Origin of the sequence: Streptomyces sp. NBC_00104 (genome assembly GCF_045160825.1) — a bacterium.
Lineage (GTDB): Bacteria > Actinomycetota > Actinomycetes > Streptomycetales > Streptomycetaceae > Streptomyces.
Genome location: NZ_CP108215.1, coordinates 7,815,565 through 7,835,392, shown reverse-complemented (window position 1 = coordinate 7,835,392; position 19,828 = coordinate 7,815,565). Strand labels below are relative to the sequence as shown.

The window sequence follows — 19,828 nt, the reverse complement described above, 5'->3', positions numbered from 1 at the left end:
CCTCCATCACTCCACGTCCGGCTTTCGCGTCAGAGCTCCGGGGGGCGGTTGTCGGGCGAGTGCGGGTGAGTGGGGGGTGCTCGCGCAGTTCCCGGCGCCCCTTAGGAGCATGGGGTCGCCCCCGGTTCTCAACTAGCGCGGGGAACTGCGCGAGCAACCCCACACCGCCCGCACTCGCCCAGGAACGCCCACGCCCCGCATTCACGCGGCGCGTGGGAACCGGAGCCTGCGTGGGCGTTCGTGAGGCACCCGGCCCTCCTCGTTTCGCTCGTCGCGGCGGGCGCGGCGGGCCTCGCGTACCTGGCGGTACTGCTCCGCCTCGCGGATCAGCTCTGCGGAACGGATCTGCTGGAGCTCGTACTCGAACATCTCGTACCCCTCGTGAAGAGTCGGTCTCGGCTCGCTTGCTGCGATGCCTCAACCTTCGTCTCCGAGGCGGGTCCGCCACATCGGGAGAGTTCCGCATCTTGAACGCGGGGAGGGGCCTTAGGCCGGTGCAGGGATACCCGCACCGGGCCTAAGGCCCCTCAGAAACCGTCCTGTCCGTCCTGTCCGTCCTACCTGACCGTCCCGTCAGCCCTGCTCGGGGCAGGGCGTCAGGTGCTCGGCAGCGCCAGCAGGATGTCGGAGTACTTCAGGGCGGCCAGCACCAGCCCGATGAAGCCGACCGAGACACCGGCCCAGGCCACCGACTTGATCCACGGCGTCTGCACCTGGTCGGGGTCGCCGAACGCGGGCCGCACGAGCACGGCGACGCCGACGAGCAGCCCGACGAGCGCGAAGACGCCGCCCCACAGCGCGGACGCCTGCCAGGCATCGCCGTAGACCGCCTGGAGCTGCGTGGCGACGGTCGCGTTCGTCGCGGCCTGCATCTCCAGCTGGCCGGTGATCTCCTCGCGCGCGGAGGCGACCGTGCCGACCCAGCCGCCGGTCAGCGAGACGAGGCCCAGCACCACGGACACGATGCCGGCGGCACCCTGTCCGACGCCCGGCGACGCCTTCGCGGCGGCCGGGGGGAACTCCTCGTCGAACTCTCCGGCCTCGTCGGAGTCGTCGGCCTCGACCGAGCGGCCGGCTTCCGCCGCGGCCTCCGTCTGCGCCGCGTCCTCCTTGATGACGTCGGTGCCCTTCACCGACTCGTCGTCGTTCCTGGCCTCGGCACCCGTGTCGGCACCGGTCTCGTCAACTGTCTTGGTTCCCATACCTCGCACCGTACGAATGTTGTCTGAGAGGTTTCTTAATGATCGCTGTGAGCGCTGCGATCACGTGCCGCACGCCATTCGGGCGCCAGAACGGACCATATCTGCAAGTCGTGCCGGACACCTCGGTGGGGATATCTCTCCCGCTGCACACCGTCCCTGACCATGCCCAGCCGCCGCGCCACGTTCAGGCTCGGCGTGTTGCCGGAGGCCGCGATCCACTCGACCCGGTGGATGGCACGGACGTCGACGGCCCAGTCGATGAGGATCCGCATGGCACGGGTGATCAGCCCCCGCCCGGTGCCAGCGGGCTCCAGCCAGCAGCCGACCTCGCAGTTGGCGTTCTCCGCGTCGAAGTTGAGGAAGAGGACCCCGCCGACGAGCTTGCCGTCGAGCCAGATGCCGTGCAGGGAGCCGGTGTCGGCGGCGCGCATGTCGGCGTACCGCTGGAGGACGGCGCGCGCGGACGCGACGTCCGTGGCGGTCTGGCCGAAGGGGACGTACGCGTTGATGAAGTCGCGCCCCCGCTCCAGGTGCGCGAGGAACTCCTCGGCGTGCCAGGGCTCCAGGGGCCGCAGTTCGGCCCCGTCGTCACCCAGGGATATCGCGTACATCCGGCTGTCGCTCCTTCGCCCGTACGTCCGTCGCGTCGGCGTACCCCGCCGGTACGTCCTCGGCGTCCCCCGCCAGTACGTCCGCCGCCTCGGCGTCCGTCGCGGCGGCCAGCCTCTCATGGGCGGCGCGGGATTCGGGCGGCTCGATGCTGATGCGGGGCATGCGCTTGTCCAGCCAGCGGGGCAGCCACCAGTTGGCGCCGCCGAGCAGGTGCATGAGGGCGGGGACGAGGAGCGTGCGCAGGACGAAGGCGTCGAGGGCGACGGCGGCGGCCAGGGCGATGCCGAACATGGCGATCACGCGGTCGCCGCTGAGCACGAAGGCGAGGAAGACGGAGATCATGATGACCGCCGCGGAGTTGATCACCCGGCTGGTCTCGGCCAGGCCGACCCGGACCGCGCGCCGGTTGTCGCCGGTCTCCAGCCACTCCTCGTACATCCGGCTGACCAGGAAGACCTGGTAGTCCATGGAGAGCCCGAAGAGGACCGACACCATGATCACGGGGAGGAAGGGCTCGATCGGCCCGGCCCGGCCGAGGCCCAGCAGCTCACTCCCCCAGCCCCACTGGAAGATCGCGACGACCACGCCGAAGGCGGCGGCGACGGCGGCCACGTTCATCGCGGCGGCCTTGAGCGGTATGCCGATGGACCTGAAGGCGAGCAGGAGCAGCAGGCAGCCGAGGCCGATGACCACGCCCACGAACAGCGGCAGCTTGCCGACGATGACGTCCGCGAAGTCGTCGTAACCGGCGGTCACCCCGCCGACGCGCAGATCGAGCGAGGTGCCGGTCTCGGCCCTCGGCAGCACCTCGTCGCGCAGCCGTTCGACGAGGTCGCTGGTCTTCGCGGACTGCGGGGAGGAGTCGGGGACGACGGTGAGGTACGCGGTGTCGCCGCCGGTGTTGTACGTGACCGGGGTCACCGCCGAGACGCCCTCGGTGGCCCGGAGCGTGGTGTCGAGGTTGTCGAGGGCGAGTTTGTCGGCGGCGCCGTCGACCTCGGTGACGAGGGTGAGCGGGCCGTTCACGCCGGGGCCGAAGCCGTCGGCGAGCAGGTCGTAGGCCTGGCGGGTGGTCGTCGCCTGCGGGTCGTTGCCCTGGTCGGAGGTGCCCAGGCGCAGCCCGAGGGTGGGCAGGGCGAGCAGGGTCATGACGACGAGGGCGATCGCGCCGAGCTTCTTGGGGTGCTTCTCGACGAAGGCGGACCAGCGTGCGGCGAAGCCGGTGGGCAGTTCGGGCTCGGGGCCGTGCTCGGCCAGGCGGCGCCGCTCGCGGCGGCTCAGCGCCCGCATGCCGATGAACGACAGCAGGGCCGGCAGCAGCGTCACGGAGGCGGCGACGGTGAGGACCACGGTGAGGGAGGCGGCGATCGCGACGCCGTTGAGGAAGCCGAGGCGCAGGATCAGCATGCCGAGCAGGGCTATGCAGACCGTGGCGCCGGCGAACACGACGGCCCGTCCGGTGGTCGCGACCGCGTTCCGCGCGGCCTCCTCGACGGACAGCCCCCGCTTCAGCCCGCGCCGGTGCCGGGTCACGATGAACAGCGCGTAGTCGATGCCGACGCCGAGGCCGATCAGGGTGCCCAGCATGGGCGCGAAGTCGGCGACCGTCATGGCGTGCCCCAGCAGGGTGATCCCCGCGTAGGCGGTGCCCACACTGACCAGGGCGGTCGCGATCGGCAGCAGACTGGCGGCGAGGGAGCCGAACGCGAGGAAGAGGACGACGGCGGCGACGAGTACGCCGACGATCTCGGCGAGGTGCCCGCCGGAGGTCTCGGTGAGTTCGATCGAGGTGCCGCCCAGCTCCACCTGGAGCCCGCCACCCTCGGCGCCCTTCGCCGCGTCGACGACGGCCTCGGCCTGCGCCTTGTCCACGTCCTCGGCCGACTGGTCGAAGGTGACGGTGGCGTACGCCGTACGGCCGTCCTCGCTGATCCGGCCGCCGTCGGCGCCGTCGTACGGGTCGGTGACGGCGGCGACGCCCGGCAGGTCGGCGATCTCGTCGAGGGTGCGGGTCATCGTCTGTTCGACGGCGGCGGCCCGCACGGAGCCGGCATCGCTGTGCCAGACGACGGTGGCGCTGTCGCCGCTGACACCCGGGAAGCCCTCGTTCAGGAGTTCGGTGGCGCGGCTGGACTCGGTTCCGGGGGTCTTGTAGTCGTTCGAGTACGCGGCTCCCGCGACGGCGGCGCCGGCGGCCGTGCCGGCGAACGCGAGAAGCCACAGAAGTACGGCGACGAGACGGTGCCGGACGCACCAGCGCGCAAGGGCTGCCACGGATCGCGCTCCTGGGGGGTTTGTGGATCTTTGACCGTGTACAGCCGTGAATCGAACTGAACAGCACACAAAGAACGCATGAGCAACGTCTGGCCACTGTTGCACCCAGAAGTGATCGTTAGGCCCCTTTGAGGGTCTCCTCACAGGAGATGGGAGCCACCTCACAGGACAGACGACAGCACTCTGTCACCCTGCGCCACGCCCCCGGGCACACCCGGGGGGCGGCACATCGCAGTGATGCACCGCCCCCAGGGATACGCGGCGGAACCGCCGGTCGTTCAGCCCTCGCCGACGCCCAGCTTCTCCAGGATCAGTTCCTTGACGCGGGCCGCGTCGGCCTGACCACGGGTGGCCTTCATGACCGCACCGACCAGGGCTCCGGCCGCGGCCACCTTGCCGCCGCGGATCTTGTCGGCGATGCCCGGGTTGCCGGCGATGGCCTCCTCGACGGCCGTCGTCAGGGCGCCCTCGTCGGAGACGACCTTCAGACCGCGCTTGTCGACGACCTCGTCCGGGGTGCCTTCGCCCGCGAGAACGCCTTCGATGACCTGGCGGGCCAGCTTGTCGTTCAGGTCGCCCTTCGAGACCAGCTCGGTGACCCGGGCCACCTGCTCCGGCGTGATCGCCAGCTCGTCGAGCGGGACGCCCGACTCGTTGGCGCTGCGGGCCAGCTCGCCCATCCACCACTTGCGGGCGGAGGCGGCGTCGGCCCCGGCCTCGATGGTGGAGACGATCAGGTCCAGCGCGCCGGCGTTGAGGATCGCCTGCATCTCGGTGCCCGAGATGCCCCACTCCCCGAGGAGCCGGTTGCGACGGACCAGCGGCAGCTCGGGCAGCGCGGCCCGGATCTCCTCGACCCACTCGCGCGAGGGGGCCACCGGCACGAGGTCCGGCTCGGGGAAGTACCGGTAGTCCTCGGCCTCCTCCTTCACGCGGCCGGAGGTCGTGGACCCCGTGTCCTCGTGGAAGTGCCGGGTCTCCTGGATGATCGTCCCGCCGTCGTTCAGCACGGCGGCGTGCCGCTGGATCTCGAAGCGGGCGGCACGCTCGACGGACCGCAGCGAGTTCACGTTCTTCGTCTCGGAACGCGTGCCGAACTTCTCGCGGCCGTGCGGGCGCAGCGACAGGTTCACGTCGCAGCGCATCTGGCCCATCTCCATACGGGCTTCCGAGACACCGAGCGCCTTGATGACCTCGCGCAGCTCACGGACGTACGCCTTGGCGACCTCGGGAGCCCGCATCCCCGCACCCTCGATCGGCTTGGTGACGATCTCGATGAGCGGGATGCCCGCGCGGTTGTAGTCGAGCAGCGAGTGCGAGGCGCCGTGGATGCGGCCGGTGGCACCGCCGACGTGCGTCGACTTGCCGGTGTCCTCCTCCATGTGGGCGCGCTCGATCTCCACACGGAAGGTCTCGCCGTCCTCCAGCTGTACGTCGAGGTAGCCGTTGAAGGCGATCGGCTCGTCGTACTGGGAGGTCTGGAAGTTCTTCGGCATGTCCGGATAGAAGTAGTTCTTCCGGGCGAAGCGGCACCACTCGGCGATCTCGCAGTTCAGCGCGAGACCGATCTTGATCGCCGACTCGACGCCGATCGCGTTGACGACCGGGAGCGCGCCGGGCAGGCCGAGGCAGACGGGACAGGTCTGCGTGTTGGCGTCCTGACCGAGTTCGGTCGAACAGCCGCAGAACATCTTGGTCTTGGTGCCGAGTTCGACATGGACCTCGAGGCCCATGACGGGGTCGTACGACGCCAGCGCGTCCTCGTACGACACCAGGTCGGTCGTGGTGGTCACGGTCTAACTTCCCTCTCAGCCCAGCAGGACGTCGTCGTCGCCCAGCCGCTTCAGTTCGCGGTACAGGATGGCGAGGCCGGTGACGATGCCGACGGCGGCGACCGTCGCGTCGATCAGGCGCAGGGTGTCCTCGTCCGAGCGGGCCTTCTTGATCCGCTTGGCGACACCCCACGCGCCGAAGGCGGTGGTGGCGATGGACACGTACGTGCCGGACTTCGACTTCTGAAAGTCCTTGGCCTTGGACAGTGCGTTGGTCACAGCGACGGAGCCTCCTCGAGGAGCGGGTGCCCCCACTTTTCCACGAAGGCGGCCTCGACGGCGGCGCCGACCTTGTAAAGCCGGTCGTCCTTCAGTGCCGGAGCGATGATCTGCAGTCCGACCGGCAGCCCGTCCTCCGGCGCGAGGCCGCAGGGCAGGGACATCGCGGCGTTGCCCGCGAGGTTGGTCGGGATGGTGCAGAGATCCGCCAGGTACATCGCCATCGGGTCGTCGGCGCGCTCGCCGATCGGGAAGGCGGTGGTGGGCGTGGTCGGCGAGACGATGACGTCAACCTTCTCGAACGACTTCTCGAAGTCCCGCGTGATGAGCGTACGGACCTTCTGGGCGCTGCCGTAGTACGCGTCGTAGTAGCCGGAGCTGAGCGCGTACGTGCCGAGCATGATGCGGCGCTTCACCTCGGGGCCGAAGCCCGCCTCACGGGTGAGGGAGGTGACCGTCTCGGCGGAGTTCGTGCCGTCGTCGCCGGTACGCAGGCCGTAGCGCAGCCCGTCGAAGCGGGCGAGGTTGCTCGAACACTCGCTCGGCGCGATCAGGTAGTACGCGGCCAGCGCCAGGTCGAACGACGGGCAGTCCAGCTCGACGATCTCGGCGCCCAGCTCCTTCAGCAGCACGACGGACTCGTCGAACCGCTGGAGCACGCCCGCCTGGTAGCCCTCGCCCCGGAACTGCTTGACGACGCCCACCCGCATCCCGGCGACACTGCCGTTGCGCGCGGCCTCGACGACCGCCGGGACCGGGGCGTCGATGGAGGTCGAGTCGAGCGGGTCGTGCCCCGCGATGACCTCGTGCAGCAGCGCCGCGTCCAGGACCGTACGGGCACAGGGCCCGCCCTGGTCGAGGGAGGACGAGAACGCCACCATGCCGTAGCGGGAGACCGCGCCGTACGTCGGCTTGACGCCGACCGTGCCGGTGACGGCGGCCGGCTGACGGATCGAACCGCCGGTGTCGGTGCCGATGGCGAGGGGCGCCTGGTAGGAGGCGAGCGAGGCGGAGGAACCGCCGCCGGAGCCGCCCGGGATCCGGGTGAGGTCCCAGGGGTTGCCGGTCGGCCCGTACGCGCTGTTCTCGGTGGAGGACCCCATGGCGAACTCGTCCATGTTGGTCTTGCCGAGGATGACGACGTCGGCGTCCTTCAGGCGCTTGGTGAGGGTCGCGTCGTAAGGCGGGATCCACCCTTCGAGGATCTTCGAGCCCACGGTGGTCGGAATGCCGACCGTGGTGAAGATGTCCTTGAGCGCGAGCGGAACACCGGCGAGCGGGCCGAGCTTCTCGCCCCTGGCCTTCTTCTCGTCGACGGCACGGGCCTGGGCGAGGGCGCCCTCGCGGTCGACGTGCAGGAAGGCGTGCACCTTCTCGTCGACGGCCTCGATCCGGGCCAGGTGGGCCTCGGTGACCTGTACGGCGGTGAGCTCGCCGGAAGCGATCTTCGCGGCGATCTCCGCCGCGGTGAGCTTGATGATGCTGTCGGTCATGACGTGATCAGTCCTCCCCCAGGATCTGCGGCACCTTGAAACGCTGCTGCTCCTGGGCCGGGGCGGCGGAAAGTGCCTGCTCGGGGGTGAGCGACGGACGGACCTCGTCCGCGCGCATGACGTTCGTCAGCGGCAGCGGGTGCGAGGTCGGCGGCACATCTTGGTCGGCGACCTCGCTGACGCGGGCGACCGCGCCGATGATGTCGTCCAGCTGGCCCGCGAAGTGTTCAAGCTCTTCGGGCTTCAGCTCCAGACGCGCCAGCCGTGCGAGGTGGGCGACCTCCTCGCGCGTGATGCCAGGCATGCAGCGATCCTCTGGGGTGAGTGAGTGTGGTTTGGCGCCAATCCTATGGGGCGCGCGGGGTTGGCTGCGCCGCTGGGCCGGGCGCCTGGTAGCTCGGGGTGCACTGTAATCGGGCGAGTGCGGGTTCGTCGTGGTTGCTCGCGCAGTTTCCCGCGCCCCTGAAGGCCCAGGCCCTGCGGGCCTGAGAAGCACGGGGCGCGGCCCCTGCTGTTCAGGGGCGCGGGGAACTGCGCGAGAAGCCCCACCGGACCCGCACCCGCCAACCAGGCCCGCACCCCCGAGCCATCAGGCGCCCGCGCTACTCGTCCGCCGTAGCCGCGGGCAAGGCGGCTTTCGGCCGCTGCCACCCACGGGACCCCCGCGCCCGCAGCCAGGCCGTGGCCTCCTCCGGCGGCATCGCGGCGGCGACGAGCCAGCCCTGCACCGCGTCACACCCCAGATCCCGCAACCGCTCCCACGTCTCGTCGTCCTCCACACCCTCCGCGACGACGAGCAGGCCGAGCGAATGCGCGAGGTCCACCGTGCAGCGCACGATCTCCGCGTCCTCGTTGTCGATCGCCAGCCGCGCCACGAACGACCGGTCGATCTTCAGCTCGCTCACCGGCAGTCGCCGCAGATGGACCAGCGACGAGTACCCCGTCCCGAAGTCGTCGAGCGACATCTTCACCCCGTGCCCGGTCAGCCCGGCGAGGGTGTCCGCGGCCCGCTGAGGGTCCTCCAGGAGCACGTGTTCCGTTATCTCCAGCTGCAACGACCCGGCGGGAACCCCGTGGCGGGCGAGCCGCGCGGCCACCGCGCCCGCGAAGCCGGGGGTGTGGACATCGCGCGGCGACACGTTCACGGCGACCGGTACGTGCAGCCCCTGGGCCCGCCACCGCGCCACCTGCGCGAGGGCGGTCTCCAGGACGTACTCCGTCAGATGCGGCATCAGCCCGGACGACTCGGCGATCGCTATGAACTCGTCCGGCGGTACCTTCCCCCGCTCGGGATGCACCCACCTGACCAGCGCCTCCAGCCCGGCGACCTGCCCGTCGAAGCGGACCTTCGGCTGGTAGTGCAGCTCGACCTCCTGTGCGTCGAGCGCGCGCCGCAGGTCGCCCAGCAGACCGAGCCGGTCCGGCGTGTTCGAGTCCCGCTTGGGCTCGTACACCTCGACGCCCGTACGGTCCCGCTTCGCCTGGTACATCGCCACGTCCGCCCGGCGCAGCAGCCCCTCCGCGTCGAGCGCGTGGTCGGGGAAGACGGCGAGCCCGGCGCTGGCCTCCAGGACGAGGGTGAGCCCGTCGAGGTCGAGCGGCGAGCCGAGCGCGGCGACGAGGTTGCGGGCGACCCGCGACGCGGACGTCGTGGAGTCGGCGACGGGCAGCAGGACGGCGAACTCGTCGCCGCCGAGCCGCGCGGCCTCCGCTCCGCGCGGCAGGGCGACCCGCAGCCGATCGGCTATCTGCAACAGCAACCGGTCGCCCGCGAGATGCCCGAGTGTGTCGTTGACGGACCTGAAGCGGTCGAGGTCGATCAGCATCAGTGCGGACCTCGCCCCGATGCGTTCGGCGTCGTCCAGGGCGGTCCAGGTCCGTTCCAGCAGCCACTGGCGGTTCGGCAGTCCGGTGAGCGGGTCGCGCAGTTGCTCCTCGGCGCGGGCGCGGGCTATCCACAGCGTGGAGTCGAGCGCGATGAGGGGGATGGCGAAGAGCGGCAGCAGCAGGGGCTGGGCGAGGGCGACGACGCAGACGAGCGGGGCGATGCCGAGCAGCGCGACGGCGACGAGCCCCTGTCTGACCAGGGCCGTACGCGCGACGGTGGGCAGTCCGCCGCGTGGCGCGGCCAGATACCAGAGCAGGGCGCGGCTGACCGCGAGGTAGGCGATGGCGACCAGCGCCACCTGGGGCGCCGAGTAGAGGTTCCAGCTGTCCGGGTCCCAGGGCCGCTCCACCGAGGGGACCCGGCCGAAGACCCTCAGGACGAGCGCGGCGGCACCGATGCCGAGGATGTCGACCGCGCCGTGCAGCACGCCCTGCCGCCAGCGGCCCCGGCGGGCGATGCCGACGAGGACGACGACGGTGAGGCTGACCATCCCTGCGGCCACCCAGCCGTACAGCAGCAGGACGGCGAGGGTGAGGGCGGCGCCGGAGCCGGTGCCGCCCCACCAGCGGGCGCGGCCCATGGCGACGAGGTGGCCGACGATGATGCCGGTCAGCAGGGCGAGGGACCAGCCGACGGCGCCGGCCGGGAAGAGCGCGTGCTGCCCGACGAACGCCCGGTAGAACCCGGCGCCCAGGATGGCGCCGGCGAGGCCCACGATCACGGCGGGCAGCGCGGGCCAGGACATGTGCCGATCGGCTTCGTGGCCCGGCAGTTCGTGGCCGCGGCCCTGGCTGAGCGCGCCGGTGACGGCAGGGGTCCCGCCCGTGCCGACCGCGGTGCCGGAGGTGAGCTGTGCCGGGCCGGGTACGAGGGAGCCGCGTGCGCTCGCGCCCGCACGGCCCGGCGGCCATGCCACCCCGGCCCTGGATTCCGCCGCCGTCGCCTGCCGGGAACCCCGCTCCCGGCTCTCCCGCTCTCGGCTCTCCCGCTCTCGACCTCGCTGCTCTCGGCTTCCCTCGAACGGGCGTCCTCCCATGAGCAGGGAGCGCCCCCGTCGCCAGGCCCCGGACATCCGGCGCAGACGCAGCCGTGAGTCCGGGGCGACGCTCTCGGTCGGTTCCATTCCCGTCCCTCTCACAGCCGGCGGTGCCCGCGCCACGCGGCCCGTTGCTCCCGACAACCTCAACGGCACCGCGTCCGAAAACCCGCCACGCGTCCGGGCACGGCAGGCGCACACCTCAACAGTAGGCCGCACAAGGCTTCTACGGGCAGCGGTCGACGGCGGTTGCCCGAATGCGACCGGCCACCCGTATGCATCTGGTATGCGCCGAACGGGTGGCCTTCAACCCCTACTCCTCGATCGGGAGCGCGACTTCCGCCGCCGCGTCCGGTCCCTGTTCGAGCAGTACGGCGAAGCCGTCCTCGTTCAGGACGGGCACCTTGAGCTGCATCGCCTTGTCGTACTTGGAGCCCGGATTCTCACCCACTACGACGAATGAGGTCTTCTTCGACACCGAGCCGGTCACCTTGGCGCCCCGGCTCTGCAGCGCCTCCTTGGCCCCGTCGCGGGTGTGGTGTTCGAGTGTGCCGGTGACGACGACCGTCAGCCCTTCGAGGGGCCTGGGTCCCTCGTCCTCGCCGGAGCCCTTGTCCTCCAGGGGGACACCGGCCTCCTTCCACTTACGGATGATCTCTAGGTGCCATTCCTCGGCGAACCACTCCTCGAGCGCCTTCGCGACGATGGCGCCCACGCCGTCGACTGCCGTGAGCTCCTCCACCGTGGCCTGCCGGATACGGTCGATCGAACGGAACTCGCGGGCCAGGGCCTGGGCGGCGACCGGTCCGACGTGGCGGATGGAGAGCCCGTTGAGGAAGCGGGCGAGCGGGCGGCTCTTGGCCTCCTCGATCTTCTGGAGCAGGGCGAGCGTGTTCTTCTTGGGCTCGCCCTGCTGGTTGGCGAAGACCGTGACGATCTTCGGCTCGCCCGTCTTCGGATCGTGCTTGGGCAGACCGCTGTCCGCGTCCAGGACGTACGCCTTGATGGGGAGCAGCTTCTCCACCGTGAGGTCGAAGAGGTCGCCCTCGTCGACGAGGGGCGGGTCGGCCGGCTCCAGGGGCCGGGTGAGGGCGGCGGCGGCGACACCGCCGAAGTGCTCGATGTCCAGGCATTCCCGGCCCGCCAGATACGAGACGCGCTCTCTCAACTGGGCGGGGCAGCTGCGGGCGTTGGGGCACCGCAGGTCGATGTCGCCCTCTTTCATGGGCCGCAGCGGTGTCCCGCACTCCGGGCACTCGGTCGGCATCACGAAGGGGCGGGTCTCGCCTTCGACGCGCAGGTCCACGACCGGCCCGAGGATCTCGGGGATGACGTCACCGGCCTTGCGGATCACGACCGTGTCCCCGATGAGGACGTTCTTGGCCTTGACGACCTCCTGGTTGTGCAGCGTGGCGAACTCGACCTCCGAGCCCGCCACCGTGACCGGCTCGACCTGGGCGTACGGCGTGACCCGGCCGGTGCGGCCGACGCCCACCTTGATGTCGATGAGCTTGGTGTTGACCTCTTCTGGCGCGTACTTGTAGGCGATGGCCCAGCGGGGTGCGCGCGCCGTCGAGCCGAGACGTCCCTGCAGACGGATCTCGTCGAGCTTGACGACCACGCCGTCGATCTCGTGCGCCACCGAGTGACGGTGTTCGCCGTAGTAGGCGATGAACTCCCGTACGCCGTCGAGGTCGTCGACCACCCTGTTGTGCTCGGCGGTGGGCAGACCCCAGGACTTGAGGAGGTCGTAGGCCTGGGAGAGGCGGGTGAAACCGCCGTCGAAGCCCTCCAGGGCGCCGATGCCGTGGACGACCATGTGGAGGGGCAGGGTGGCCGTGACCTTGGGGTCCTTCTGGCGCAGTGAACCCGAGGCGGAGTTGCGGGGATTGGCGTACGGCTTCTCACCGGCCGCCACACGGCGTTCGTTGAGACCCTGGAAGGCCTCCATCGGGAAGTAGACCTCGCCCCGGATCTCGACGAGCCGCGGGACGCGGTCGCCCTTCAGCCGGTGCGGGATCTCCGCGATCGTCATGACGTTGGGCGTGATGTCCTCGCCGGTCCGCCCGGTGCCCCGGGTGGCGGCGCGGGTGAGCCTGCCGTCCTCGTACGTCAGGTTCACCGCGAGACCGTCGATCTTCAGCTCGCACAGCAGGTGGTAGTCGGTGGTCCCGACGTCCTTGGCCACGCGGTCGGCCCAGGCGGCGAGCCCGTCGTCGTCGAAGACGTTGTCGAGGGAGAGCATGCGCTCGCGGTGCTCCACCTCGGCGAGATCGGTCTCGTACTCGACGGCGACCTTCTGGGTCGGCGAGTCCGGGGTACGCAGCTCGGCGTACTCGTCCTCCAACGCCTCCAGGGTGCGCAGGAGTTCGTCGAACTCCGCGTCGCTGACGACGGGAGCGTCCTTCACGTAGTACCGGAAGCGGTGCTCCTCGATCTGTTCGGCGAGCCGCGCGTGCTTCTCGCGGGCCTCGGCGGGCACCGCTGCCTCGGCGGGTACCGATGTGGGCTGTGCGTCCTTGTCGCCGGCCACCGTGTTGTCCTCCCGTTACTCTGGGTTGTCCGCGAGAGATCTCGCCGCCTTGACGCAGTGGGCGAGCGCCCGGCGCGCGTACGCCGGGGAGACCCCCGCGAGCCCGCACGTCGGAGTGAGCGTGACCGCCTCCGCGAGAAGCCCCGGACGCAGCCCCAGCCTGCGCCACAGCGTCCTGACACCCATGACGCTACCGGCAGGGTCCGACAACGGGCCCTCCGTGGTGGGCACGACACCGGCCAGCAGCTTCGTGCCCCCCTCCACCGCTTCCCCGATCGTGTCGTCGTCACGTTCGGTGAGCAAGGAGAAGTCGAAGGAGATCCCGGTGGCACCGGCTCGGCGCAGGAGCGCGAAGGGTACGTCGGGGGCGCAGGAGTGCACGACGACCGCCCCCTGGGGGCTCCCCTCCGTGGAGTGGACGCCGATGACGTCCCTGAGGGTGGACTCGACGAGTTGGCGGTCGACGGCGCGGTGGGTCCGGTAGCCGCTCGCGCTCTTCACCTGGCCGCGCAGGACGGCGATGAGGGAGGGTTCGTCGAGCTGGAGGACGAGTTGGGCTCCCGGTGCGCGGCGTCGGACCTCGGCGAGGTGCTCGCGCAGTCCCTCGGCGAGCGAGCCGGCGAGGTCACGACAGGCGCCGGGATCGGAGAGGGCCACCTCGCCGTTCCTCAGTTCCAGCGCGGCGGCGAGGGTCCACGGGCCGACGGCCTGCACCTTCAGCGGGCCCTCGTACCCCTGTGTGAACTCCTCCAGCGCGTCCAGGTCCTCGCCCAGCCACGACCGGGCCCGCTTGGTGTCGCGGCCCGGCCGGTCACCGATCCGCCATCCGCTGGGCTCCACGCGCGCGTACAGCTCGACCAGCATCCCGGCGGTTCTGCCGATCATGTCGGCGCCGGGGCCTCTGGCGGGCAGTTCGGGGAGGTACGCCATCCCCGTCTCCGGCCACTCGAAGGTGCCGGAGACGGTCTTGGCGGCCTCCCGGGCGTCGCCGCCGGGCATGGAGCCGATGCCGGTGGCGGGGCCGAAACTGAAGTGTGCGTTCACGCACCGAAGCCTACGTTTTCCGCCCCCGCCGCCCCTACCCGTCCCGTCCTCGGGGCTCCGCCCCGAACCCCGTTCGCGCAGTTCCCCGCGCCCCTCAAAGGGGCGCGGGGAACTGCGCGACAAGCCCCCACCCACCCGCAGACGACTCCCAGCCGACCGGGGTCGAAGGGGCGGAGCCCCTGGGGATGGGACGGGTAGGGGCGGCGGGGGCGATTCAAGCCGCTCGTCAGAGGCCCGGGCGGACCGTCAGGTCGTTCACTTCCGCGTCGCGGGGCAGGTCCAGCGCCATGAGGATCGTCGTCGCGACCGACTCGGGGGCGATCCACCGAGACGGGTCGTACTCCTTGCCCTCCTGCTGGTGCACCTTCGCCTGCATGGGACTGGCGGTGCGCCCGGGGTACACCGTGGTCACCCGCACCCCGTTGCCGTGCTCCTCCCACCGCAGGGAGTCCGCCAACGCCTTGAGCCCGTGCTTGGACGCGGCGTACGCGGACCAGTCCGCGTGCGCGTGGAGACCCGCGCCGGAGTTGACGAACACCACGTGCCCACGGGCGGCCCGGAGTTGGGGCAGGAGGTGGCGGGTCAGCTCGGCGGGTGCGACGAGGTTGACGTTCAACTGGTGGCGCCAGGCCTTGGGGGTCAGCTCACCGACCGGCCCGAGGTCGACCACGCCCGCGATGTGCAGTAGCGAGTCCACCCGGTCGGGCAGGGCCTGGTGGGAGAAGGCCCAGGAGAGCCTGTCCGGGTCCGCCAGATCGCCGACCAGCGTCCGCGCCCCGGGGAACTCAGCCGCCAGTTCCTTCGCCCGCCCCGCGTCGCGCGCGTGCAGCACGAGGTCGTCCCCGCGCTCGTGCAGCCGTCGGGCGACGGCCGCGCCGATGCCGGAACCCGCGCCGGTGATCACATGAGTAGCCATGCGGTCATGCTCGCATCACCCGGGAGCCGAGGACGTCCACCGGTGCCCACCGGTGCCCACCGGTGCCCACTGGAGCCCGCCGAGACCCCCGTCGAACGCCCGGCCTCACGCGACGCCCCGGCTCTCCTCCAGATACGCCATCGCCCCCACCGGCTCCTCCGCGAAGAAGACCAGGTCGGTGAGCGGGCGGGGCAGGAAACCCTCGTCCTCCATGCGCCGGAACTGCTCCTTCAGGCCGTCGTAGAAGCCCGCGGTGTTGAGGAGCACGACCGGCATCTCGGTGTGGCCGTGCTTCTTCAGCTCCAGGATCTCGGTCGCCTCGTCGAGCGTGCCGGTCCCGCCGACCATGACGACGACCGCGTCGGCCTTCTCCAGCAGCAGTCGCTTCCTCTCGGCGAGGTCCCGCGCGACCACCATCTCGTCGGTGCCGGGCCGCGCCTTGGCCGCCAGGAACTCGACCGACACGCCCAGCAGTCTGCCGCCCGCCTCCTGCACGCCGTCGGCGACCACCTTCATCAGCCCGACGTCCGAACCACCCCATACCAGGGTGTGCCCGCCCTTGCCGATCAGCTTGGCGAACTCCTTCGCGGGGCCCGTGTAACGGTCGGCGAGGTCGGCGGCGGAGAGGAAGACGCAGATGTTCATGGGTCCACGTTAGGGGGCGGCACCGACATCGCGGCCGTCGTGTCCACCGGCTTCCTCCGCCACCGTCGCGCGGATCTTGGACTGACGGTGCGGCAGGTCCTCCCAGTCGTCCATGAGGCGGGCGGACAGGCCGTGTTCGCGGGCGAGTTCGACGAGGGTGTCGGTCCGGTAGTAGAAGTCCTCGTGCAGCACCTGGTGCTCCTTGCCCTCGGTGCGGCCGAAGGTGAAGTCGAAGAAGCCGCCGGGGGCGAGGACGCGGCCGACGTGTGCGAGGCACTGCTCGATGACATGTGGCGGCGAGTGGGAGAACACGCTGTGCGCGTGGACGACGTCGAAGTGGCCCGCGGGCAGGAAGTCGAACGTGAGGTCGGCGACGAGCGCCAGGTGAGGGAGTTTGGCCTGCAGGCCCTCGCGCGCGAGGGTGCGCTGGGCCTCCATGAGGATGGCCGGCGAGATGTCGATCCCGTAGTAGTTCCCGGTGTCCAGGTGGTCGATGAACAGCCGCCCGGCCCGCAGGTTCCCGCAGCCGATCTCCAGCATCCGGTGCCCCGGCTCCAGACCGTGCCGCAGGAGGTAGTCGAACTGCATCCGGCCCATGCGTTCCCACTTCTCGACGGACGGGTTGTGCCCGACGGCGGCCTCCGGGCTGTGTGCCGTGTCGGCGGCCATGACGGCCCGGTAGTACGCGATGTGGTCGCGGTGCTTCAGCTGCAGCCAGGTGTCCCGCGCCACCCGCCGGGCGTGCGCGGGCACGCGCCTGGGGTGGCGCAGGGCGTACCGAGCCCGGTGGGTGAGGCTCCGGCGGTTCCTGGACGGGTCCCGGGACGGCTTTCCAGCCCCTTTGGCCGGGTCTGCGGCTTCCATGGCGACCTCCTGCGACCTTGTGGAAGAACTCACCAGCAGCCTGTGCTGTACCCGGTGAGACGGCTACCCGAGGAAGGGCGATCGTGACCCAAGGCCATCACATCACCATCGAACAAGGAATCGAACGCGTCCGTGTGGTCCACGGAGACCGGGTGCTCGCGGAGAGCAGCCGCCCCCTGGTGCTGCGCGAGACAGGCTGTCCCGTGCGGTATTACATCCCCGAAGGAGATGTCCGTATGGAGCTGCTGACCGCGTCCGAGACGCACTCTTACTGCCCGTTCAAGGGCACGGCGTCCTACTGGTCGCTCCCCGAGGCCCCCGACCTCGTGTGGGCGTACCCCGACCCGAAGCCCGAGGTCGCCGGGATCAAGGGGCATCTGTGCTTCTACGACACCGAGGTCGTCGAGTAGGACTCACACAGCCCCGCGCCACAGATCGGGCTCGGCCTGCGCGAAACGGTGTTCCAGTCCTTCCAGGTCTCCGAGTGCGAGCCGCATCCTGCGCCGGAACGCCGGCCCGTGAGCCGGGACGGCCAGGTGCGTCAGCTCATGGACGAGAACGAGGTCCACCAGGGCAGGAGGCAGTTGCATCAACGCCCAGTGCACGGTGATGGTCCCGTCCGGGTCACAGGCACCCCAGCGCTCGTTGAGGTCTCGTACGACGATGCCTCCGGGGGCCACACCTGCCCGCGCGGCCAGAGGCCGCATGCGCGCGGTCATCCAGTCCACGCCCCGTGCGGTGTACCAGTCGGCGATCAGCCGCGCGCCCACCCGTGGGGAGTCGGGGCGCGGAAGTTCCAGCCATCCCTGGTGCAGCCGTACCCGTGTGCCAGGCTCGGCGGCCACGACCCTCAGCCGGTGGCGGCGGCCGAGATACCCGAAGCTCGCCCCGCTGACCAGTTCCTTGCGGACACCTTGCGCGCCTCGCTCTGGGCGTCGGCCTGTGTCACGAAGTGCGGCGTCCGCACGAGGACCGCGATATCCGACGTCAGGAGGCAGGCCGCCTCGTACAGGTCGACCTCGGCGGACGGGAGAGGCGCGCCCTCCTGCTCCAGGGCCCGCACCAGTGCCCGGTAGACCGGGCGTTCCGTCAGAGGGTCGAGGGACGGGCCCGTCTCCTCGACGTCCGCCGTGATGTCGCCGTACAGCCGTGCCAGGTCGGTCGCCGCCTGCTCGAAGTCCTGGCGCATCTGCTGGACGATCTCCTCCAGACGGGCGCTGAACAGCTCGTAGCGGGCCCGGTCCGTGCCGATCCTCGCCGTGATGTGGGTCCGCAGGCGGCTGACCATGTACCTGGTCCTGGCGCGGGCGTCGGGGTTGGCGTCGACGCGTTCCATGAACTCGGGCGCGCTCAGTTCGATGGGCGGGACCCGCAGTTCGACACCCGTTACCCGGAGGTGGTCGGCGATGAGCCGGCGTACCTTCTCCCCGTACCGGCGCGGGCTGAACTCGTCGCGTCCGTCCAGATAGCGCTGCCGTGCCAGGTACTGCACCTCGCCCAGCCGGCCCGCGAACCGCTCGTACCGCAGGGCGTACGGGCGGGGCAGGACCGCGCCCAGGGCGGTGAGGAAGTCCCGTGCCAGTTCGTCGAACTGACCGCGCGTGAGCGGGTCTTCGAGCGCGTCGAGCAGTGCCTCGCGACGCTGTTCGTCGGCCAGGGAGAGGATGCCGTGTTCGAGTGAAGTCCCTTACGAGGGTGAGGAGATGGTCGGGCCGCAGGACTTCGACGACGAGGACCGCCATGTCGGTGGCGCACCCGTCTGCGGGCGCGGGCTCAGTCGTACGCCAGGGCGTGAAGTACTCGGGCGTCGAGGTGACCGTCCCCAGTTCCGCGTACGTCCGGTCGGTGCCGACCAGCACCTGCGCGAAGCGGGTGAACTCGGCGACGGGGAAGGGCGATTCCAGGCTCGCGTAGCGGCAGACCTGCCCGACCGCGTCGTCGAGGGCGGCCCTGCTCTCCTCCCTGCCGCCGGAGGTGAGCGGGGCCTTGCACTCGATGACGACCCAGGGCAGCCCGTTGACGAACAGCACGAGGTCGGGGGTGACTGGGGCCGCGTCCTTGCGCTCCACGCGGAACTGACTGACCGCGAGCAGGTCGTTGCGTCCGCCGTTCTCCCCGTCCCAGTCGACGAGCTGTACGTGTTCGGGGTCGCCCTTCTTCCAGCCGGGGCATGCGGGCGTTGACGCCCTTGCGCAGCAGCCCGGTCACGGCGAGGTTGCCGCGCACGCCGCGATCGGCAGGGCCCTGACCGGGCGCCGTGCCGAGCACGAAGGCGAGGAGGTGGTCGAGCTGAGCGCTGGTGAGCCCGGTCCCGCCGTTCGGCCCCGGGTTGATCCGCGAGATCGCGTCCCGGAAGCGCTTCACATAGACGACCTCGGTGAACGCCTCGCGCTCGGAGAGGCCCGGCGAGGTGGCCGGTTCGCCGGGCGGCGCCCCTTCCAGGTGCTCCCATCCGAGGTCGACCAGGTGCCGTATCAGCGGCTGCTCGGTCTGGTCGTACTCCGGTAGCTCCCGCGACTCACCGCTGGACTCCCTGCCCCACCGTGCGCCCCGGCGTCTCCATGGGACGTACAGGAAACTCTGCTCACGGGCAGGGAGCCGACCAGGGGTGTTTCGGCCTCGCGATCAAGCCACGGGGGCGCTTCGAGGGCTCACCGGATCTCCGGTTCAAGCCGCGAGGGCGGGCGGCGGCTGCGGCGGAAGGGCCAGCTCGAACCAGATCGTCTTGCCGGCGGGCCCGTACGGCCCCTCACCCGTGCCGCAGCCGCCCCAGCGGTCGGCGAGCAGGTCGAGGATCAGCAGGCCTCGCCCTCCGTCCGCGTACGCCGGTACGGCCGGGGGCGGCGGCAGCGGTGGCAGGTCGGGGCCCATGTCCCAGACGCTCACGCGGAGGACGGGGTCCAGCCAGTGCAGGCGGACGAACGCGGGGCCTTTGGTGTGCCGCACCGAGTTGGTCGCGAGCTCGGACGTCAGCAGCTCGGCGCGGTCGGTGAGTTGGGCGAGGCCGTGGGCGGTGAGTACGGCGCGGAGGGTGAGGCGGGCGATTCCGGGGGCTCGGGGGTCGCAGGGGAAGTGGAGCTCGTAACTCCAGGGGGCGGTGAAGGGGAGGGGGCCTAGGCCAGCGGGTGGAGGGGGTTCGGGGTCGTCGGCGTGAGGGGTGAGGACGGTGGGGGGTCGGGTCACGCGGCACCTCCGTTGGTGCGAGTGGCTGCGGTGAGTACGCGGATGCGAATCGCGCGGTGGGGCCGTTCCCTCCGACTCCGGGCCGGT

Annotated in this window: 18 protein-coding genes and 1 pseudogene; 2 read left to right on the top strand and 17 right to left on the bottom strand. The window is 70.8% G+C overall.

The genetic code is table 11. The features are described from left to right. Window positions 1–201: 201 nt before the first annotated feature. The 14 genes from OG272_RS34530 to OG272_RS34465 form a co-directional block, all read right to left on the bottom strand. On the bottom strand, window positions 202–369 hold the full coding sequence (locus OG272_RS34530; protein WP_405895460.1) for a hypothetical protein: 168 nt from the start codon (window positions 367–369) through the stop codon (window positions 202–204). A gap of 227 nt (window positions 370–596) precedes the next feature. Continuing rightward, window positions 597–1,202, bottom strand: coding sequence for a hypothetical protein (locus OG272_RS34525; RefSeq protein WP_327727696.1), 606 nt, complete (start codon window positions 1,200–1,202; stop codon window positions 597–599). Between the two features lie 35 nt (window positions 1,203–1,237). After that, the gene (locus OG272_RS34520; protein ID WP_326577082.1) at window positions 1,238–1,813 is read right to left on the bottom strand and encodes a GNAT family protein; all 576 of its coding nucleotides are present in this window, start codon (window positions 1,811–1,813) and stop codon (window positions 1,238–1,240) included. Then, window positions 1,791–4,088: an MMPL family transporter gene (locus OG272_RS34515; RefSeq protein ID WP_327727697.1), complete on the bottom strand. Its 2,298-nt coding sequence runs from the start codon at window positions 4,086–4,088 to the stop codon at window positions 1,791–1,793. The genes OG272_RS34520 and OG272_RS34515 overlap by 23 nt, the downstream gene beginning before the upstream one ends. A 278-nt stretch (window positions 4,089–4,366) precedes the next feature. Then, window positions 4,367–5,881 (bottom strand): Asp-tRNA(Asn)/Glu-tRNA(Gln) amidotransferase subunit GatB, encoded by a 1,515-nt coding sequence (gene gatB, locus OG272_RS34510; protein ID WP_326577085.1) that lies wholly within the window; start codon window positions 5,879–5,881, stop codon window positions 4,367–4,369. Between the two features lie 15 nt (window positions 5,882–5,896). Beyond that, window positions 5,897–6,139: a hypothetical protein gene (locus tag OG272_RS34505; protein WP_326577087.1), complete on the bottom strand. Its 243-nt coding sequence runs from the start codon at window positions 6,137–6,139 to the stop codon at window positions 5,897–5,899. Further along, entirely contained in the window at window positions 6,136–7,632 is a 1,497-nt protein-coding gene (gatA, locus tag OG272_RS34500) for an Asp-tRNA(Asn)/Glu-tRNA(Gln) amidotransferase subunit GatA (protein WP_327727698.1), read from the bottom strand. The genes OG272_RS34505 and gatA overlap by 4 nt, the downstream gene beginning before the upstream one ends. Window positions 7,633–7,639: 7 nt before the next feature. Beyond that, window positions 7,640–7,936, bottom strand: a complete 297-nt coding sequence (gene gatC / locus OG272_RS34495; RefSeq protein ID WP_005480000.1) for an Asp-tRNA(Asn)/Glu-tRNA(Gln) amidotransferase subunit GatC — start codon at window positions 7,934–7,936, stop codon at window positions 7,640–7,642. Between the two features lie 298 nt (window positions 7,937–8,234). Continuing rightward, a complete protein-coding gene (locus OG272_RS34490; protein WP_405895459.1) occupies window positions 8,235–10,643 on the bottom strand; it encodes a putative bifunctional diguanylate cyclase/phosphodiesterase in 2,409 nt (802 codons plus the stop codon). Window positions 10,644–10,869: 226 nt separating this feature from the next. Further along, window positions 10,870–13,089, bottom strand: coding sequence for an NAD-dependent DNA ligase LigA (ligA, locus tag OG272_RS34485; RefSeq protein ID WP_327727699.1), 2,220 nt, complete (start codon window positions 13,087–13,089; stop codon window positions 10,870–10,872). Window positions 13,090–13,104: 15 nt separating this feature from the next. After that, window positions 13,105–14,133 carry a methionine synthase gene (locus OG272_RS34480; protein ID WP_327727700.1) on the bottom strand — a complete coding sequence of 343 codons (1,029 nt, stop codon included), beginning with the start codon at window positions 14,131–14,133 and terminating at the stop codon, window positions 13,105–13,107. A 226-nt stretch (window positions 14,134–14,359) separates the two neighbouring features. Beyond that, window positions 14,360–15,049, bottom strand: a complete 690-nt coding sequence (locus tag OG272_RS34475; protein WP_326577096.1) for an SDR family oxidoreductase — start codon at window positions 15,047–15,049, stop codon at window positions 14,360–14,362. Window positions 15,050–15,154: 105 nt separating this feature from the next. Next, the gene (locus tag OG272_RS34470; RefSeq protein WP_326577098.1) at window positions 15,155–15,694 is read right to left on the bottom strand and encodes a TIGR00730 family Rossman fold protein; all 540 of its coding nucleotides are present in this window, start codon (window positions 15,692–15,694) and stop codon (window positions 15,155–15,157) included. A 9-nt stretch (window positions 15,695–15,703) separates the two neighbouring features. Further along, on the bottom strand, window positions 15,704–16,558 hold the full coding sequence (locus tag OG272_RS34465; RefSeq protein ID WP_326577100.1) for a class I SAM-dependent methyltransferase: 855 nt from the start codon (window positions 16,556–16,558) through the stop codon (window positions 15,704–15,706). Window positions 16,559–16,641: 83 nt separating this feature from the next. Between OG272_RS34465 and OG272_RS34460 the strand changes: the two genes are divergently transcribed. Continuing rightward, window positions 16,642–16,968 (top strand): DUF427 domain-containing protein, encoded by a 327-nt coding sequence (locus tag OG272_RS34460; protein ID WP_326577102.1) that lies wholly within the window; start codon window positions 16,642–16,644, stop codon window positions 16,966–16,968. A gap of 3 nt (window positions 16,969–16,971) precedes the next feature. Here the strand turns inward: OG272_RS34460 and OG272_RS34455 are convergent, their stop codons facing one another. Beyond that, window positions 16,972–18,300 (bottom strand): YgjP-like metallopeptidase domain-containing protein, encoded by a 1,329-nt coding sequence (locus tag OG272_RS34455; RefSeq protein ID WP_405896108.1) that lies wholly within the window; start codon window positions 18,298–18,300, stop codon window positions 16,972–16,974. Here OG272_RS34455 and OG272_RS34450 point away from each other — a divergent pair. Next, window positions 18,299–18,472, top strand: a complete 174-nt coding sequence (locus OG272_RS34450; RefSeq protein ID WP_326577107.1) for a hypothetical protein — start codon at window positions 18,299–18,301, stop codon at window positions 18,470–18,472. The two genes, OG272_RS34455 and OG272_RS34450, sit on opposite strands and share 2 nt — an antisense overlap. On the opposite strand, the pseudogene OG272_RS34445 reads toward OG272_RS34450, so the two are convergent. Further along, window positions 18,421–18,654 (bottom strand): annotated as a pseudogene (locus tag OG272_RS34445) (type I restriction endonuclease); the annotation flags it as partial. The gene OG272_RS34450 and the pseudogene OG272_RS34445 sit on opposite strands and share 52 nt — an antisense overlap. A gap of 571 nt (window positions 18,655–19,225) precedes the next feature. Further along, on the bottom strand, window positions 19,226–19,741 hold the full coding sequence (locus tag OG272_RS34440; protein WP_405895458.1) for an ATP-binding protein: 516 nt from the start codon (window positions 19,739–19,741) through the stop codon (window positions 19,226–19,228). Window positions 19,742–19,828: the final 87 nt, after the last annotated feature.

What these genes read in the sequence shown, in the direction of transcription:
- OG272_RS34450 (WP_326577107.1), top strand. Translation starts at nt 18,299, where the DNA reads ATGTCGGTGGCGCACCCGTCTGCGGGCGCGGGCTCAGTCGTACGCCAG.
- OG272_RS34470 (WP_326577098.1), bottom strand. Translation starts at nt 15,694, where the DNA reads ATGAACATCTGCGTCTTCCTCTCCGCCGCCGACCTCGCCGACCGTTAC.
- gatC (WP_005480000.1), bottom strand. Translation starts at nt 7,936, where the DNA reads ATGCCTGGCATCACGCGCGAGGAGGTCGCCCACCTCGCACGGCTGGCG.
- OG272_RS34530 (WP_405895460.1), bottom strand. Translation starts at nt 369, where the DNA reads ATGTTCGAGTACGAGCTCCAGCAGATCCGTTCCGCAGAGCTGATCCGC.
- OG272_RS34465 (WP_326577100.1), bottom strand. Translation starts at nt 16,558, where the DNA reads ATGGAAGCCGCAGACCCGGCCAAAGGGGCTGGAAAGCCGTCCCGGGAC.
- OG272_RS34520 (WP_326577082.1), bottom strand. Translation starts at nt 1,813, where the DNA reads ATGTACGCGATATCCCTGGGTGACGACGGGGCCGAACTGCGGCCCCTG.
- OG272_RS34455 (WP_405896108.1), bottom strand. Translation starts at nt 18,300, where the DNA reads ATGGCGGTCCTCGTCGTCGAAGTCCTGCGGCCCGACCATCTCCTCACC.
- OG272_RS34525 (WP_327727696.1), bottom strand. Translation starts at nt 1,202, where the DNA reads ATGGGAACCAAGACAGTTGACGAGACCGGTGCCGACACGGGTGCCGAG.
- gatA (WP_327727698.1), bottom strand. Translation starts at nt 7,632, where the DNA reads ATGACCGACAGCATCATCAAGCTCACCGCGGCGGAGATCGCCGCGAAG.
- OG272_RS34475 (WP_326577096.1), bottom strand. Translation starts at nt 15,049, where the DNA reads ATGGCTACTCATGTGATCACCGGCGCGGGTTCCGGCATCGGCGCGGCC.
- OG272_RS34490 (WP_405895459.1), bottom strand. Translation starts at nt 10,643, where the DNA reads ATGGAACCGACCGAGAGCGTCGCCCCGGACTCACGGCTGCGTCTGCGC.